The organism is Paraburkholderia sp. UYCP14C (genome assembly GCF_004197395.1).
Lineage (GTDB): Bacteria > Pseudomonadota > Gammaproteobacteria > Burkholderiales > Burkholderiaceae > Paraburkholderia.
Genome location: NZ_SELS01000020.1, coordinates 1 through 17,043, shown reverse-complemented (window position 1 = coordinate 17,043; position 17,043 = coordinate 1). Strand labels below are relative to the sequence as shown.

Sequence of the window (17,043 nt, the reverse complement as noted above, 5' to 3'; positions counted from 1 at the left end):
CCGTATTCACGGAGGCATCATGGCAACACGAAGAGATTTCATTCAGCAGGCGGGCCTCGCCGGTGCAGGGGTCATGATGGCAACCACTGGTGCAGGTGCCACCGAGACCGCGGGCTACATGGACAGGCTGACGGATGCGAACGGGAAATACGAGGCTGCACCGTTGCCCTTTGCCTATGATGCGCTCGAGCCGCATATAGATGCGCGCACAGTCGAGCTCCACTACACCTTTCATCACAAACCGGCAGCCACAGCTGCGAACAAGGCAGAAGAGTCGCTCGCCAAGGCACGCGAATCCAACGATTTCGCGCTCGTGAAGTACTACACGAAAGAGCTGGCATATCAGCTCTCGAGTCATATCCTGCATACGGTCTACTGGACGAGCATTTCGGGCAAGGGTGGTGAACCATCAGGGGCTTTCGCTAAAGCGATAGACCGCGACTTCGGCTCGTACGCCAAGTTCAAGGCGCAACTCCTTGCCGCGACTGCTGCTGTCGAAGCGTCCGGCTGGGGTATTGTCGGATATCACCCCACGACTGACCGGATAATGATTCTTCAATGTGAGAACCATCAGAAGCTGACGGCCTGGGGCATCCAGCCGTTGCTGGTTCTCGACGTCTTCGAGCACGCGTATTACCTGAAGTATCAGAACAAGCGAGCCGAGTATCTCAGCCAGTTGACGAGTCTCCTCAACTGGGACAACGCGGCTTTGCGGTTGCAGACTGCGCAGATGAGCCGGAGGCAGTCATGAAATGGGTCACGCGAGAGCGACCGAAGATTGACCGCGTTGCGTGCCCATGGCTCATCGCGCGTTTCATCGACGACGCTCCGGAATTCATCTACGTTCCGGCAAAGGACGTACTTGCTGTAGCAGAGGCTCAAGGCGCGGTGCCTTATGACATCCCGGGCGTCGAACTTTCACATGTCGGCGAGTTGTGCAGCTTCGATGCCTTACTCGCAAAGTACAAGCTCAATGCCCCACCGCTTAAGCGACTTGCGGCTATTGTGCGAGGCGCGGACACATCCCGGCTTGACCTGACGCCACAGTCAGCCGGGCTGTACGCGATATCGCTTGGTCTGTCCAAGAAATTTTCTGACGACCATGAAATGCTCCGATACGGGATGGTGATGTACGACGCGCTTTACGCATGGTGCGAGGGCTGCCAAGACGAAACGCATCGCTGACCACCACAGATGTAAAGATGAGCCGAGCCTCAACGGCGCAATAGATGGCTTCTCACCCGATGCCATCGACCGCTCCCCAACGGGAGTCTCCCTCGGATTTCTTCGTATCAGCGCGACGCGTGTTGTCGAGCCCGCAAGCGGCGGCGCTAGAGGACCAACTCCCACAGAGATAGTTGCAATGCGAGCACTGTAGTGCAGCGATGCGTCAAAACATCGGGTGTGCCTGCGGATACAGCGCTGTTCTAAGTGCAAAGCCTCCTAGAACAACGAAAATGACAGCTGCCACTGCGTGCACAGCCTTTGTTGGCAGTCGGTCCGCGAATTTGTGACCCAGATAAATGACCGGAACATTGGCGAGCATCATGCCTAGCGTCGTACCGGCGACGACCCCGAAAAATTCATGGAAGCGCGCGGCTAGGGCCACCGTCACAATCTGCGTCTTGTCGCCCATTTCCGCGAGAAAGAACGTCACCACCGTGGTGCCGAACACGCCCATATGCCCCTTTGTGACAGCATCCGCCTCGTCGAGCTTGTCAGGAATGAGAATCCAGATGGCCATCAGCCCGAACGAAGCAACCACTGCCCAGTTCATCACTTTGGGGTCGATAACACTGGCGAGCCACGCACCAAGCGCGCCTGAAAATCCGTGGTTGACTAGTGTTGCAACGAAGACGCCGAGAATGATTGGAACGGGCTTGCGGTAACGCGCAGCGAGAACCAGCGAAAGCAGTTGGGTTTTGTCGCCAATTTCGGCGAGGGCCACGACGCTAGTCGAGACGAGAAAGGATTCCATTGGGTTTTTCGTAACCGGGCCGCACGGTCAATACGCGACGACACACAACCCCGCGACCCGGCTAGGTGGGGATGTACGTCGTCGGTCTTGCCAGGCTCATGCTGCACGCGCCATGTCGCCCGAAGGCAAACAAGTATGTTGACGTGTGCCCCCGGACATCGCGTCCGGAGCGGCTACTCCCCGAAGAGTGCTGCGATTCTACAGGCGAGTGTGTGCGACGGTCAATCTCATTTTAGTATACCCCCCCACCCTATTGATGCTACACTGCGGCCGCAAACGGGAGGTTAAATGTGAGCCATACGATTCGCGAGAAGCAGAAGCTACTGAACCGCATTCGTCGAATAAAGGGGCAGGTTGAGGCCATTGAGCGCGCGCTAGAGGAAGAGCGCGGCTGTATGGACGTGCTGCAGCAAGTCACCAGTTGTCGAGGCGCGATGAATGGGTTGCTTGCCGTCGTGCTGGAAGACCACATACGCACTCATCTCGTGGACGCCGAGCCAAACGACGAACATGGCAGTGGGACCGAGCAGTTAATCGAAGTAGTCCACAGCTACTTCAAGTGAGACGGGTATGAACGAGTTTGAGAACACCGCCTTCGGGGCGGGACACGACCACATCTTCCTGGGTGCAGGCCACGAAGAGAACGAGCGCAGGACCTGGATGGTTATTGCGCTGTGCAGCGCGATGATGGTGGCTGAAATCGTGGGTGGCAGCCTGTTTGGCTCACTGGCGCTCGTCGCCGACGGTTTGCACATGTCGACGCATGCCGGCGCGATGTTGATAGCGGCGCTGGCCTACACGTATGCCCGCAAGCACGCTACGGACTCGCGATTCGTTTTCGGGACTGGCAAGTTGGGTGACCTTGCAGGCTTTACCAGCGCCATCGTGCTGGCCATGATTGCCCTGCTGATTGGATACGAGGCTATATTGCGCTTCATCTCACCCGTGCCCATCCACTTCAGCCAGGCGATTCCCATCGCCGTGGTCGGCCTGCTGGTCAATCTTGCCAGTGTCTGGTTGCTGAGCGGCGGTCATCATGGTCACAGTCATGGACATAGCCACGGTCATGGGCACAGCCACGTCCACGCCCATGAAGACGAACACACCCACGAGGATGAGGTTCAACGCATCTTCAATAGCTCCGGAGTGTTCGCCGTGTCCATCTTTGAAGATGGCGTACCGCCGGTGTTCCGGATTACGCCCGAGGCAACGACTTCGAGGCTGACCGCGGATGCTGTTTCTGTCACGACGATTCGACCTGACGGCACGCGTCACACCTTTTCGTTTGCTGATTGGGGCGATTACCTTGAATCGAAAGAAGCGATTCCAGAGCCTCATGCATTCAAAGCGGTCGTTCGCCTGCCAGATGGCGAACATCAAATCGAATTCGAAGAGCATGAGCACACTCACGATGATGCACAGGCTGCTGCGACTCGTGACCACAATATTCGGTCCGCGTACATTCACGTCATGGCAGACGCAGCCGTGTCGGTTCTTGCAATCATCGGCCTCTTGCTCGCACGCGCATATGGCTGGCTCTGGATGGACCCGCTCGCGGGCGTTATCGGCGCACTGGTGATTGCGAACTGGTCATGGGGCCTGATGCGCGATACAGGGGGCATTCTGCTCGACATGAGTCAGGACCGACGAATGGCTGACAACGTCCGTCACGCGATTGAAGACAACGGTGACAAGGTGCTCGACCTTCATGTGTGGCGCCTCGGTCCAGGCCACATGAGTGCTGTCATATCGGTTGCGACTAATGAAGCGCAGCGCGGTCCGAGCTTCTATCACGCGGCTCTAAGGCGTTTCAAGGGACTTTCGCACGTGACAGTGGAAGTGAATCCGACGCGAATGGCGGTCTGAGCAATGGCAGTAAATTCGCCGTGCATTGATGTATGCACCCTTGATGGCAAGACAGGCTTCTGTGTTGGTTGTCTTCGAACGCGCGAAGAAATCCGGGAATGGAAGAAGATGACCGACCACCGCCGTCATCAGGTTCTCAATGACAGGTCCCGGCGACAGGCAAAGCTGAAACGTGAATCATCTATATCCAACGTTGATACGTGTGCATCAAGCGAAGAACCACGCTGCGACTGAGGTCAATAATACGACCGCCCACGATGGACAACGCCACCACGTAAGAAGCAAGAGTGCGAAAGCGGCAAGACAGAAGTCAGGTGCGCTGTGAACAGCGCTTGTCCATACGGGGTTGTACAGAGCAGCGAGAAGAATTCCAACCACGGCCGCATTGATTGCTGCCATGGCTCGGCGCATGGCGCGAAGGCTGCGAAGCTTTCCCCATAGGGGCAATGCCGCACCCACAAGCAGAAAGGACGGCAAAAAAATCGCCACTGTTGCCAATGCCGCGCCAACAGGCCCGTTTGGGCGGCCTTGGCTTACGGCGCCAAGGAATGCAGCAAACGTGAAAAGTGGGCCAGGGATGGCTTGAGCTGCGCCATAGCCCGCAAGGAATTGATTGGCCGACACCCAGCCGTGGGGAACAACAACGGCCTGAAGCATCGGCAAGACGACGTGACCGCCACCGAATACCAGAGACCCAACGCGATAGAAACTCGCGAAAAGTTCCAGCCAGTATTGATGGGCAAGGGCTGCAGCCACAGGGAGCCCTGCAAGGAGCCCGATGAACAATATCAGGCAAACGAAAGCCTCGCTTCGCGTGCCCGGCATGCCTACTGGCGACGGCGGGACTTCTGTGACGGAGTGGAGGAACACCGCGCCGCAGATGCCGGCGAGAACAATAGCGGCAATTTGCCCGGTCGTTGCGCCGAGGGTAACGACCAGCACGGCAGCCAGGACCGCAATCGTCGCCCGTGCCTTGTCGGGACACAGAGACCGACCCATCGACCATACCGCCTGCGCGACAACTGCGAGAGCTGCCAGCTTCAGCCCGTGAAGTAAATGGCTGGACGCCGTATCGGCCAGGCGCCCGTACCCATATGCAAAGCAGACGAGCAATATCACCGAAGGCAGCGTGAATCCGAGCCATGCGGCAAACGCACCCATGATGCCACCGCGCAGGCGCCCAATCGCAATCCCCACCTGACTGCTTCCCGGACCCGGCAGGAACTGACATAACGCGACGATATCGCTGTATGTGTGCTCGTCAATCCATTGACGGCGGGTCACAAATTCGTTGCGGAAGTATCCAAGATGGGCCGCGGGACCACCGAAGCTGGTCATTCCAAGCCGGAGAAAGAGCAAAAACAGAAACCACGGAGACGAGTGGTTTTCTTCAGGTCGAGTATGGCCCGTATTCGATGTCGTCGAGTTTGATTGCAATTGCCCATCAGGTTGCATGCCCAAGCACTCCAGAACCTTTCAAACTTTAAGGATGCGTCGCGGGTCGCTCACGAGCGCGGGCAATTTTCGCAGAAGCTGCAACTAAATGGAGAGGATATGAACCAAAATCGGATAGCGGACGCAGCCGAGCTACCTCGGCGCATACCGAATCAGGTCGGCACTGTGTTGCATGAAAATGTATGTGCCCGCGGTGAGCAAGAGGGCGACCATTGTCGCAACACCCAGGGAAAGCGTCTTGCTTCTGCCGCCGTCGCCAACATGGTGAAGTAAGGCCACCGAGGCGATACACGCGATACCAAAACTGATGCCAGCGAGGATGTCCGAGAACCAGTGGGCTCCGAGGTAGAGACGCGAAAATGAGATGAGCGCAATGAGAAGGCCCGCTGCTATGGCAATGCGCTGGCGCCATACGCCGCGATAGGTACGCGCGACGAAGTAAGCAAGAAGACCGTAGGTGACGACGCTCAGTGTTGCGTGGTTACTCGGGAACGAGAAACTGTGCACACCCTCGTAAATCAACGTCGGCCGGGGCCGCTGAATGACGAACTTCACCGTCTCGACGAAGACTTCAGCTAACCCGATTGCTGCTATCCAGTAAAGAGCACTTCGCAATTCGCGCTGCCAGACGAACCAGCCGAGCACGACGAAAATCACAGGGACGGTGACCGCCGCGTCGCCGAGTTCCGACGCAGCGACCATCACCGAATCGAGGGCGGGAAAGCGAAGGCGCTGCATGGCGGCGTGAATAGCAACGTCCACGTCTACCAGCGGGTCATGACTGACGACATCCTCGAGCACGCCAAAGAAGAGCCACACGCCACCAATCACCAGTACAGTTGCAACAAGCAGGTTGCGGACGCCGATGCGCTCGTAAATCAGATGCCAGGTAATCCTCTGTCCGCTGGACATGCCAATCTCGCTTCCGGGCGCAAATGTCGCGGCCGAAAGTTTGTCGACGACCCGCTTGAGTGCAAAGGTGGCTACCAGCACCACGACGGCCGATGTGAGCAGCATCATCGGTGACGGCAGCGAGAGGTTGAAGAACGTTCGGAGTGGCCGCAATGCGACGACCAGGACGAAGCATGCAGTCATTGCGCCAATCGATAGCGCCCGAAAAAGATTCACCGGCCTGGACAACAGGTATAGGGTCCACAATGCGACGCAGAACAATGCGATGGCGGCCATTGTCCGCGCGCTTTCAAGGCCTCCGTTTTCATATTGAAACACCGTGAAATAGGCTGCGAATGTGCCAATGGCGGCCACAAGACCTGCCGGAACGGCGAATCGCATCACTCGCCCAATGAAGCCGGGCTTGACGCGGTCGCCACCGGCCTCCATGGATAGCAGGAAGGCAGGTATGCCTATCGTCAATGCGCCCACAAGAGTGAGGTGCCGCGGAAGGAAAGGGAACGGCAGGTCGGCAATACCCACGGCAATTGCGAGCAGCATCGCGTATACAGTTTTGGTCACGAAGAGGTTTGCCAGACGCTCGACGTTGCCAATGATTCGCCGCCCCTCGCCCACAATAGCCGGTAGCGACGCAAGACGGTCATCGACCAGCACAAGTTGCGCGACCGTGCGGGCGGCCCCTGAACCGCTACCCATTGCGATACCAATGTCTGCCTGCTTCAGCGCAAGCACATCGTTGACTCCGTCGCCTATCATGGCGACGGTATGACCGTTTGCCTGCAACGCGGCGACCATTGCCTTCTTGTGCTGGGGCGTCGTTCGTCCGAATACGGTATGGCGCTCAACCGCATCCTTCAGCGACTCCGGGTGCTCAGGTTGATTTCTGGCATCAAAGGCGATTTCGGAATTTTTCAAACCCGCTCGTCTCGCAACATTGCCTGCCGTTGCCGCGTGGTCCCCCGAGATGACCTTTACTGCCACTCCCTGTTTTGCAAAGAAACCCAGTGCGGCAAGCGCGTCCTCCTTGAGTTCTTCTCCGAGCAGGACCAACGCAACCGGCTGAAGATCTGTCGGAAGGTCGTTCTCCCGGAGAGGCTGCGGTGACGTCCCCAGGAGCAACACGCGGTTGCCCGAACTCGCGTACTGGGCGGCAAGTTGCAGCGCACCCTCATTCGGTGCCGAAGAAGGCAAAAGAACATCTGGAGCGCCCAGAACCCACGTCTGCCTTCCCTCGAAGCTCGCCGCGGACCATTTGCGCGCGGCCGAGAACGGCAGTGCTTCCGTCGCACGCCAATCAGAAAGTGCCGGACATGCGACCGCAATTGCGCGAAGCGTGGCGTTCGGCGCGAGGTCCGCGCCCGCCAGCGCACCGAGCGCACTGATTGCATCGGTATTCGGCGTAAGCATCTCGACCCGCTCGAAAAACGGCTTTCCGGTCGTCAAGGTACCTGTCTTGTCGAGGCAAAGCACATCTACCCGCGCGAGTGTCTCGGTCGCGGCGAGCTCTTGCGTCAAAGCGTTTCGCTTGGCGAGCCGCATGGCGCCAGTGGCCATCGCAACGCTTGTAAGCAGGACGAGTCCCTCCGGCACCATTCCGACAACGCCACCGGCGGAGAAAACGACTGCCTTCGCGGCCGACACACCAGCTGACAGCTGGTTCACCACCAGAAGAAGCGAAACGGGAGCGATTGCCCAGCCGACGTGACGCAATATGATGTCAATGCCTGCTCGCAGCTGGGACCGCGTCGGTTCGAATCGTCTTGCTTCGGCTGCCAGTCGATGGGCGTACGCGTCCGAGCCGACCCGCGTTGCGCGATAGTTGCCCTGACCGGATACAACGAAGCTGCCCGACATGACGCTAGCGCCTGCAGTCTTTGCTACCGCCTCTGACTCTCCCGTCAGAAGGGATTCGTCTATCTCGAGGGAGCCTGACTCGGAGACGATACCGTCCACGACTATCTGGTCTCCTGCTGCCACTTCAATGTGGTCACCGACGACAAGTTCCGACGCGCTCACTTCCGCCATTGCGCTCGACCGACGGACCCGCACTTTGGGTTGGCTGAGCAATGCGAGTCGCGCGAGTTTTTGCCTTGAGCGTAGTTCCTGAAGAATGCCGATTGCCGTATTGGCAACCAGAACGCCACCGAATAGGGCATCCTGCCATTGGCCAGCAATAAGCACGACCAGACATAGTCCACCAAGCAGGGCGTTGAACCTCGTGAAGACGTTGCTTCGGATAATGTCGCCGACGGACCTTGCTTTAAGTGTTTGCGTGCCCGATTTTTCCGTCGATGACGCTCCGGCGCGCCAGTGGAAGCGACCCGATTTGCGATTGTCCGGCGCCGGCATGGTCAAGGAAATATCCAGTCGTTACCTGAACGCCAAGCGGAGAGCGGTCCCCGATGGCTCGATTCCTGCGTACATCCATTACCGGCTATCTACGGCTCGGTCGCATTGATGTGGGTCAACGGCGCAAGCCCACGGTAATGCCATGCAATTGGATGCGTGCCGTCATCTCACCGTTGAACCCTTACGTAACTGTTTCTCTCGCCGGTAGACATACAACGCGGGCAACAGGTTCGTACTAAGCAGGCCGCTCCAGGCTAAGCCGCCCAGCGTGACGATGGCCAGTCCCTGCTCCGGTGCTGCACCTTTGCCGAACCCCAGTGCCGTGGGCAGCAGGCCGAGCGAAGCGGTCAGCACTGTCAGCAGGATGGGCCGGAACCGTACCTCAACCGCCTCCCTCACCGCGTCGACAACCGTCAACCCTTGCGCTTCGTTGCGCTTAACCATCTGCAGCAGAACGATGCCGTGATTCAGGCTCACACCAATCAGCGTGAGAAACGCGATGAGCCCAATGGCATTCAGGCCAACGCCGCTGACCAGAAGCGCGATTGCACCTCCCGAAAATGCCAGCGGCATCTGCAAAAGCAGGAGGCCAGGGACCAGGAAGCCATCAAACTGCAGCGTAAGGATGCCGAGCATGAGTGCCAGCGCGATGACGGCGGCGATGGCCACATTCAGCGCAGCTCGCTCAAGTTGCGGATACAGACCGCCGAACTGCACCTGGTAACCTGCCGGCAATTTCAGCGTCGCAAGCGACTTCTTTGCTTCCGAGATGACCCGGCCGAGCGGTGCGGTGGGCGTCGCGAGAATCTCGATGGCGCGCAGGCCGTCCAGATGCCGGATGACATTGGGACCCGTCTTCATCGACACGTTCGCCAGGTCGCCCAGGGCGGCCCATCCGTTGGCCATCACAGGAATCTGCCGGAGTTGTTCGACCGAGAGATGGGTCGGGTCGGCAAGACGGACATAGACGTCTAGGTGTCCATTGCCCTCGGGCACCGTCGCGACCGTCTGTCCTGCCAGCAGCATGTGCAACTGGGAGAACAATTGTGCGGCGGTGATGCCGTGAAGCGAAAGAGCCTCCGTCCTCGGCGTGATTTGCAGTTCGGTCACGGGATAGCCGTCGTTGTTAAATACGTCCGAAAGATTCGAAACCGTCGACAGGCGTTGCGTGACCTCGGTCGACAATGACTGCAACGTCTCGACGGAATTGCCATACAGGTCGATGACGAACGGTTGAGGCAGGCCCGAAAGCGTTTCGCCGAGTCGCTCCAGCGTCGGGGTGCCGACAATCGTCTGGACCCCGGGGAGATTTGAAGCATCAAGAATCTGCTTGCCGATTTCGTTGAGGTTGCCCACATTCACGTCGGGCTTCAGCGCGACCTGGATTTCCCCAGCATACGCGGGTTCGGTGTACGAGGTACCCGAGGCCGACCCGACACGCGCGAACACGTGCGCGACGGACGGAAGCCCTTTAAGTCGTGTCGAGATGCGGTCTGCCGCATCCTGGGCGTCATGCAATGCAGTGCCGGGCGGTAGCGTAAAGCTTTCGAGCAACACCGCTTCGTTCGGCAGCGGCAGGAAATCGACTGGCACAAGGACAAGCCCGACAACCGAGACGACGAAGATGATGACGCAGCCCCAGAGTGACATTCTCGGGCGGCGCAGTGCAAACTCAAAGAGCCGCAGATTGTGACGCTTGAGCCAGGCGACCGCACGCGAGCCGGACGTCGGCCGTGTCTCGATTCGCGGACCCACGAATCCGAGGACGAGCGGAATCAGGCTCAGCGAGATGAGGAGCGAGGCAATCAGGCTGAGCGTCATCGCCAGCGAGAACGGGACAAAGAAGAGCCCCGCCAGCCCCCCGACAAACGCAAGCGGCAGGAAGACTGCAACCGTGGTCATCGTGCCTGAAATATCGGGTCCCGCGATGTCGCGCAGACCGCGCGCGACACCTTCCCATCGACCATCTCCGGCTTCCCACCGGTGATAAATGCTTTCGAGCACGATGATGGCGTCATCCGCGAGCAGACCGACCGCCACCGACAGGGCGCCGAAGGTCAGCAGGTTCAGGCTCTGGCCTGTCAGATGCAGGCCAGCGATACCAAGCAGCAGGGACAGCGGAATGCTCAATGCGAGCGCCCAGATGCCGCGGCTCGCCCCGAGCATCCAGAACAGGACCGCCACAGCCAGCACCGCGCCGATGGCGAGATTGCGCGTCAAATCGGCCGACACCACGCCGACAATATGGCCTTGGCTATAGATTTGCACGAATCGCGAGCGACCCGGCAACTGCGGTTCGAGTTCATGCAGCGCCTTGTCGACGGCTTTGACAACAGGCACGGTGGAAGCACCCGGCTGCTTGAAAACAATCAGTGCGATGGTCGGTTGGTTGTCGAGCGTGACTGCGTGGTGGGCAGGGGGCGCCGCCCGCGTGACGTCGGCAACCGCGTTTAACGGAACCGTGCCGCCGGACGCAGGCACGGCAACGCCGGCATATTGGGCTGGCGTCACCGGAAGGCTGCGTCCCTCGATGAAGATGTCCTGGTGTCCGAGGTCCACATATCCGCTTGGAACCATCGCCGTTGCCGCATCGAGGGATGACGCGAGCGTCGACACCGAGACGTTGAATCGCTGCATTTTTGCCAGGTCAGGTCGAACCCATATCGCGTCGGCACCGGGTCCAGCGACCGACACCCTCTGCACACCCTGAACCGCCCGGATGCGCGGGACGATATCGGTTTCGATGACACGCTGCACGCGCGATGAATCGACTCCCGGCGGAATCTGCACGGCGTAGTCTGCGACTTCGTTGATGGCGTTACCGGAAATCTCACTCGTCAGGGAGGCGCCTTTGGGCAAGTTGCTACTGACGCGACCAATCACGCCATTCACGTCCTGCAGCGCGCTGGCCGCGGTCGTCCCCTCGGTGAAGCGTGCTTCAATCTTGACTGAACCTTGTCCAATCACTGTCCGCACGTCGCTCAGCGATGGCAGCGACGTCAGTTCCGCCTCGACGGGACGGGCAATGAGACCCTCCAGGTCGAGTGTCGTTGCGCCAGGAAGCTGGGCGACGATGCTCACCTGTGGCATGTTGAACTGCGGCAGGACCTCGGCGTGAATGTTGACGAGTGCGTAGACCCCATATGCGATGAGGCCCGCATAGAGCATGACCCACAGCAATGGCCGCCTGACGATGTCGTTGAGGATGTTCTGGCTGGGCATCAGTCGGCTTGCTGGTAACGTTTGGCGAAGTCCTGATGAAAGAGCAGATAGGCATCTTGCGTCACGACCCGTTCGTCCGGTGCGAGCCCCTGCTGGATAGCTGTCCATCCCTTGTCGGAAGTCCCCGGAGTGACGTGCCTGCGCTGGTTGCCACGTTTGTCGTGAACCAGAACCCACCATTGGCCACCGTCGAGCACGAGCGCACTGGCCGGAACGGCAAGCTTTTCAGTCGTGGCGCTGAGTGACAAGGTGCCAACTGCGCCGGCGGGAAGAACACGACCATCAACTGGTTTCAACCACGCGTCCATCTGTCCTGGCATGGTTGCGCTCAGGGACGTGCGCTGCACAACAACTTGAAGCGGCCCGTTTGAACCGTCAGGCAAAAAAGTGCCTTCGGTGCCTGGCGTGACGCGCGAGGCATCGTTGCCATAGAAATTCGCAACGACGTACAGACCACTGGAAGGTGCTACGGTCACGAGCGCCTGCCCGGTGCTCACCATCTGTCCGTCTGCCGCGCTCACGGCGGTCACGACACCTGCCTGGGGTGCCGCAACGGAGAGCTGGCTTTCGTAGTTTCGGGCCGACGCCTTCGCGGCAGAGAGCTGCTGACGGGCCGTATCGCGGTCTGCCTGTGCGCGAACGGCGGCGTCCCGTGTGCTGAGCTGGTCTTCGAGCTTCTGCTGTTCAATCGTAGCCGCCTGCATGGCCGTGGCTGCCCGGATTTCCGCCGACTTCTGCTCGGAGGTCAGACGCGCGGTTTCGGCGCGCACCGCCGGCCCGGTCAGGCGCGCGATAACCTGCCCATGCCGCACGGTGTCACCGGGCAGGACGCTCAGACCAGATATCGTGCCCGCAGTCGAAGCCGTGAGCACAATGTTCGATGCCGCTTGAACACGAGCCGGTGCCGACAGGGTCTGCGTCATATGTCTCTGGACGGCAGGCATCGCCACGACATCCTGAGCGGATGCATATTGGCTGCCAAGCAGGGCGATGACTGCAGCAAGCGTCATGATTTGGCTGAGCTTCATGGAAGTGCCCGTTGAAGCGGTTGATGGTCGATGGCGCTCACACCGATTAGCGTACAGAGCAAGACATGCTGCTGAAGCACCGAGTTCGCCAGCTTTTCGGAGGCGATGCGCTGGGTGAGGTACTGCGACTCGAGGTCAGCCAGCGCAGGTAGCGCAAGGTCTCCCCGAGCATACGCACGCTTCGCCTTGTCGAGCGAACCCTCGAGCGCAAATTCGGACGCGCGCTCGGTGCGCAGCTGTTCCTGAAGCAGTCTCAGGTCTGCCGTTATGCCCTCTACGGCGGTATATGCGTCATTGAGTCGTTGTACGTATTCCTCGTATAGGGTTTCCCGCGTCGCCTTCTCGATGGCGATGTTGCCTCGATTGCCATTGAACAGAGGCAGCGTCACTGAGAGGGTGAGGCCCGACGTGTAGATGGCCGAGGTGTCGCGACCACGCGTCACGCCAACATCCAGCTTTGGAAACTGCCCCAGCAGCGCAGCCCGGTAGCGTTCGTCCTGCTCGTCGTAGCCCGCGCGCAGCGCCAGTAAATCAGGGCGGTGCTGCCCCACGTCAACGAGCGCCTGTGCAATGACATCCTGGGGAATCTCGGATGGTTCAGGGGGAGCGGCGAGCTTGGGCCGGGTGCCCGGGCGTAGGCCCAGCAGCGTATTGAGTTCCTGTATCGCCTTCAGATGCTCCTGCCGCAACGCACCGGATTCCTGTGCGCTGTCGCGATAGCGCGCTTGTGCGAGCATGGCAGCGTCCCGTGTCACGTCAGCGCGTTCAAGCGCCGTGTCCATCCGGGTTGAGACATCGTTCAGGTGAGCGGTCATCTGTCCCGACTCGGCCTCGAGGCGCTCAAGACTGACGTTCTGCACATACAGCGCGTAGGCGTGATTCGCCACCTGCCATCGTGTCCATTCGAGCGCGAGCTGCTTCTCGTCGAGAAAGACGTCGGCTGCGCGGTTCTTGGCGGGCCGGTCGACGAGCGCCGACAACTCATAGCTCAACCCAACCATGAAGGCCGGAACGAAGCCCTCAGCGCCGGGACGGTCGGTACTGAAGCTCAGTGTCGGGTCTGGTAGCAGGCCGTCCGCGTAGCGTCTGGCCTTGGCAACGTCCACTTCTCTCTGGGCGCGGCGGACATCCGGACTGGCTCCGAGCGCGCCGGATACGACCTGGTCGACTGTTAGCGGAGCGGCCCCGGCGTCCATGTCGGTCGCCCATCGCGGCGAATCCGGTAGCGGGCGGGGCTCGTAGCTGGAACAGCCGACCACGACCAGCAAGCCAGTACAGGCGAGCAGGATTCGCCACGCCCGGCGCGGGTATGACACCGAATCCGCGAGATTCGATGATTCGTGTTTGCTATCGTACGAACAGTGGACCACGATGGACATCCGGCAAAACGACGCTGCGGATGGTAGGTCGGGACACTTATTTTTCACTTAAGAGGCGGTCTGGGCCGCTGGGACGCATGCGAGTGCTTCTGATAGAAGACGACGAAATGATTGGGGAAGCGGTTGTCCAGGCGCTGAAGGACGCCGCCTACGCGCCCGATTGGGTGCGAGATGGTGAGGCCGCGACGGGCGCATTGTTGGGGCGAGAGCACGATGTCGTGCTGCTCGACCTCAACCTGCCCGGGCGCGATGGCGTGGAAATGCTGCGTGCATTGAGAGCCGGGCGGAGCCGGGTTCCCGTCATCATTCTGACCGCGCGCGATAGCCTCGAAGACAGAATCGTGGGTCTCGATGCGGGCGCAGACGATTATCTCGTCAAGCCATTTGAAATCGGCGAACTGCTTGCGCGGCTGCGGGCCGTTACCCGACGGCTAGGTGAGCATCACGATTCGACGATGAGCTCCGGAAATCTGACGGTCGACGCAGCCACTCATATTGCGACGTATGAAGGCAGGGAGTCACGTCTCACGAGCCGCGAGTTCGCCTTGCTCAGTGCCCTGCTGATGCGGCCCGGAACTGTTCTGTCGCGCGAGCAGCTCGAACAGAAGCTGTACGCATGGGAAGAGCGCGCCGAAAGCAATACTGTCGAAGTGCTTATTCACGGCATCCGGAAGAAGCTTGGGACATCTGTTATTCGTAACGTACGGGGTGTGGGATGGCTGGTGGACAAGTGAATCGGCCACGCTCGCTGACTTTTCAGCTGCTGGTCTGGATTGGCAGCTTCATTGTCGTAACGGGCGTTGTTGCTTGCGGACTTTCGTTCGTCTTCGCCTACCAGGAGGCAAGTGAGCTTCAGGACGGCCAGCTAAAGGAAATTGCGGCACTGATTGGCCGGCATGCGATGACGCTCCCGGGTTCGGCCACACCCGTGGTGAGTTCGCCGAACGACGATGTCAGAGTCGTTATCGACAGAATCGGTGACGGCACGACGGGCATGCTGCGGGCAACCGGACTCATTTTTCCCGCGACAATTTCCGACGGGTTACATGACATGGAAAGTGGCGGACAGACATGGCGGGTCAATATCCAGACGCTCGGCAGCGGGGAACGCATTGCGGTTGCCGAGCCGTCGGCGCTGCGCGATGAAATTGCCCGTGACGGCGCGATGAGAACACTGTTTCCAACGCTATTGCTGCTGCCTACGCTATTCGTCGTTATCGTCGTTATCGTGCGCAAGAAGCTCGCGCCCTTGACTCGACTTTCAGGTGCGGTCGACCGTCAGACCGAGGCGTCGCTCGACACGCTGTCTGAGGAGGGCATTGCCCTCGAAGTCTTGCCTTTTGTCCGGTCGATTAACCGCCTGATAGAACGCCTGCGCATTGCGATTACCCATCAGCGCCGGTTCGTCGCGAGTGCCGCACACGAACTTCGCTCGCCGTTGGCAGCGCTATCACTGCAGGCCGAGAATCTCGGAAGCGCTATTTCCACGACCGACGCGAGTGCCAGACTGAAGGCGTTTCAATCCGGACTTCGCCGAACACATCGACTGGTCGAGCAGTTGCTCGAGCTTGCACGTTCAGAGCAGGCCACACCGCGAGAGATGCAGACGGTGTCACTGCGCGCCTTGGCGACCGACGCGGTCAATAGCGTCCTCCCTATGGCGCGCGAGCGGGACGTCGACCAGGGCTTCGAGCGATTCGACGAGACCATGGTGATGCTCGACGAGGCGGCCGTTGCCGTGATTCTTAGAAACCTTGTTGATAACGCCGTGCGTTATGTTCCCGTTGGCGGCAAGGTTGATATCTCAGTTTCGTGTCTGGAAACCGAAGTGATGTTTGAGGTTCTTGACTCTGGTAGGGGCATCCCACAGGGCGAACTGGAACGGGTGCTTGAACCTTTCTATCGGATGGACCATTCAACGTCGGTGGGCAGCGGACTTGGGCTTTCCATTGTCTCTGAAGTCGCGCGGCGAACTGGGGGACGGTTGATGCTCGAGAACGTTGACAGAGGGTTCCGAGCCCGCTACTTTCATCCACGCAAACAAGATGGCGGCGCAGGTGCGAAGGTCGGCCTATAGCGGCGTTGAAGCCGAGGTTGCGTTATGGGGGCTTGGACTATGCTGTGAGCAGTGCCCACGGTTGGAGACTCGGGGGCGGTCTCAAAGTGTCCCGAACGGGACACTCTCTCGTTGAACCGACAGCCACCATCGTATTGCGGAGACTTGACGGCACACCAACCTAGTATTCCGTGTGACCCAGGTTCGCCCGCAAGATTTTGAGCACAATCGCGACGCTGCCGTCATCGGGCTGATAGCAAACTCGCTCCGTGTCCCAACTCGGAGTCCGACTCACGACGCAGGTGGTGGCTTCGCCGTTGTGCGCAAACACGTCCAGCCGTGCCAACGGCTCGACCTCCGTATCGCCTCGGTCTTTGCGACAGATAAAAATAGTGAAACAGTCGCCTCGCGGGGGCGGTGTCGCGCACTTCTCGGCCCACATCTCTAACAACTTCCAAGTCTCTTCGAGGGTCGAAAAGGACTCCCTGTCACAGCAGGTGGTGCTTCCTTCGATGACGCAAATCTTGACGAGAGATGACAAGTCTCCGAAGAACTCGCCGTCATAAACGGATACGACCAGCAACGCATCGCCTTCGCTTGCCATGATCGGCTCCGTCGAAGGAGAACATTGAAGTTGCCTGTGCGGAGATGAGGCTGTCTTACGAACTGGCGCCGCCCGGACGAGGTGATTACAAACCGATTGGAGAGAACTTCAATTCCTTGCGGCGGCTCCGGTTTTTCTGGACACAGAGTTGGGGTAAAACGTGTGATCCAAACTGGAGTAGTTGATGTTGAAGA

General features: G+C 59.5%; 14 protein-coding genes and 1 riboswitch. Of the genes, 7 read left to right on the top strand and 7 right to left on the bottom strand.

Features of this window, described 5'->3' with window-relative positions:
• Window positions 1-19: 19 nt before the first annotated feature.
• Both EVC45_RS19535 and EVC45_RS19530 read left to right on the top strand, forming a co-directional pair.
• On the top strand, window positions 20-751 hold the full coding sequence (locus tag EVC45_RS19535) for a superoxide dismutase (RefSeq protein ID WP_248295188.1): 732 nt from the start codon (window positions 20-22) through the stop codon (window positions 749-751).
• Entirely contained in the window at window positions 748-1,185 is a 438-nt protein-coding gene (locus EVC45_RS19530) for a chromate resistance protein ChrB domain-containing protein (protein ID WP_129959753.1), read from the top strand. The genes EVC45_RS19535 and EVC45_RS19530 overlap by 4 nt, the downstream gene beginning before the upstream one ends.
• A gap of 205 nt (window positions 1,186-1,390) precedes the next feature.
• Here EVC45_RS19530 and EVC45_RS19525 read toward each other — a convergent pair whose 3' ends face one another.
• Complete coding sequence (locus EVC45_RS19525) at window positions 1,391-1,978, bottom strand: TMEM165/GDT1 family protein (protein ID WP_129959751.1); 588 nt, start codon at window positions 1,976-1,978, stop codon at window positions 1,391-1,393.
• Window positions 1,979-1,990: 12 nt separating this feature from the next.
• Window positions 1,991-2,172: riboswitch (yybP-ykoY riboswitch) on the bottom strand.
• Between the two features lie 96 nt (window positions 2,173-2,268).
• Here EVC45_RS19525 and EVC45_RS19520 point away from each other — a divergent pair.
• The 3 genes from EVC45_RS19520 to EVC45_RS19510 are packed head-to-tail and all read left to right on the top strand — an operon-like array spanning window position 2,269 to window position 4,078.
• On the top strand, window positions 2,269-2,541 hold the full coding sequence (locus EVC45_RS19520; RefSeq protein WP_129959748.1) for a metal/formaldehyde-sensitive transcriptional repressor: 273 nt from the start codon (window positions 2,269-2,271) through the stop codon (window positions 2,539-2,541).
• Window positions 2,542-2,548: 7 nt separating this feature from the next.
• The gene (gene dmeF / locus EVC45_RS19515; protein ID WP_129959746.1) at window positions 2,549-3,844 is read left to right on the top strand and encodes a CDF family Co(II)/Ni(II) efflux transporter DmeF; all 1,296 of its coding nucleotides are present in this window, start codon (window positions 2,549-2,551) and stop codon (window positions 3,842-3,844) included.
• 3 nt (window positions 3,845-3,847) lie between these two features.
• Window positions 3,848-4,078, top strand: a complete 231-nt coding sequence (locus EVC45_RS19510; protein ID WP_129959744.1) for a DUF1289 domain-containing protein — start codon at window positions 3,848-3,850, stop codon at window positions 4,076-4,078.
• Here EVC45_RS19510 and chrA read toward each other — a convergent pair.
• The 5 genes from chrA to EVC45_RS19485 all read right to left on the bottom strand — a co-directional run bounded on the left by chrA (window position 4,052) and on the right by EVC45_RS19485 (window position 14,006).
• Entirely contained in the window at window positions 4,052-5,299 is a 1,248-nt protein-coding gene (gene chrA / locus EVC45_RS19505) for a chromate efflux transporter (RefSeq protein ID WP_129959743.1), read from the bottom strand. The two genes, EVC45_RS19510 and chrA, sit on opposite strands and share 27 nt — an antisense overlap.
• Window positions 5,300-5,431: 132 nt before the next feature.
• Window positions 5,432-8,560, bottom strand: coding sequence for an HAD-IC family P-type ATPase (locus EVC45_RS19500; protein WP_248295195.1), 3,129 nt, complete (start codon window positions 8,558-8,560; stop codon window positions 5,432-5,434).
• A 162-nt stretch (window positions 8,561-8,722) separates the two neighbouring features.
• Complete coding sequence (locus EVC45_RS19495) at window positions 8,723-11,782, bottom strand: efflux RND transporter permease subunit (RefSeq protein ID WP_248295187.1); 3,060 nt, start codon at window positions 11,780-11,782, stop codon at window positions 8,723-8,725.
• On the bottom strand, window positions 11,782-12,810 hold the full coding sequence (locus EVC45_RS19490; protein WP_129959739.1) for an efflux RND transporter periplasmic adaptor subunit: 1,029 nt from the start codon (window positions 12,808-12,810) through the stop codon (window positions 11,782-11,784). The genes EVC45_RS19495 and EVC45_RS19490 overlap by 1 nt, the downstream gene beginning before the upstream one ends.
• Window positions 12,807-14,006, bottom strand: a complete 1,200-nt coding sequence (locus EVC45_RS19485) for a TolC family protein (protein ID WP_168991502.1) — start codon at window positions 14,004-14,006, stop codon at window positions 12,807-12,809. Before EVC45_RS19485 ends, EVC45_RS19490 begins: the two co-directional genes overlap by 4 nt.
• A 260-nt stretch (window positions 14,007-14,266) precedes the next feature.
• On the opposite strand from EVC45_RS19485, the gene EVC45_RS19480 reads away from it, so the two are divergent.
• Both EVC45_RS19480 and EVC45_RS19475 read left to right on the top strand, forming a co-directional pair.
• Complete coding sequence (locus EVC45_RS19480) at window positions 14,267-14,923, top strand: response regulator transcription factor (RefSeq protein WP_129959735.1); 657 nt, start codon at window positions 14,267-14,269, stop codon at window positions 14,921-14,923.
• On the top strand, window positions 14,905-16,266 hold the full coding sequence (locus EVC45_RS19475) for a cell wall metabolism sensor histidine kinase WalK (RefSeq protein ID WP_129959733.1): 1,362 nt from the start codon (window positions 14,905-14,907) through the stop codon (window positions 16,264-16,266). The genes EVC45_RS19480 and EVC45_RS19475 overlap by 19 nt, the downstream gene beginning before the upstream one ends.
• A gap of 160 nt (window positions 16,267-16,426) precedes the next feature.
• Here EVC45_RS19475 and EVC45_RS19470 read toward each other — a convergent pair whose 3' ends face one another.
• Window positions 16,427-16,849, bottom strand: coding sequence for a hypothetical protein (locus EVC45_RS19470; RefSeq protein WP_248295186.1), 423 nt, complete (start codon window positions 16,847-16,849; stop codon window positions 16,427-16,429).
• Window positions 16,850-17,043 lie beyond the last annotated feature (194 nt).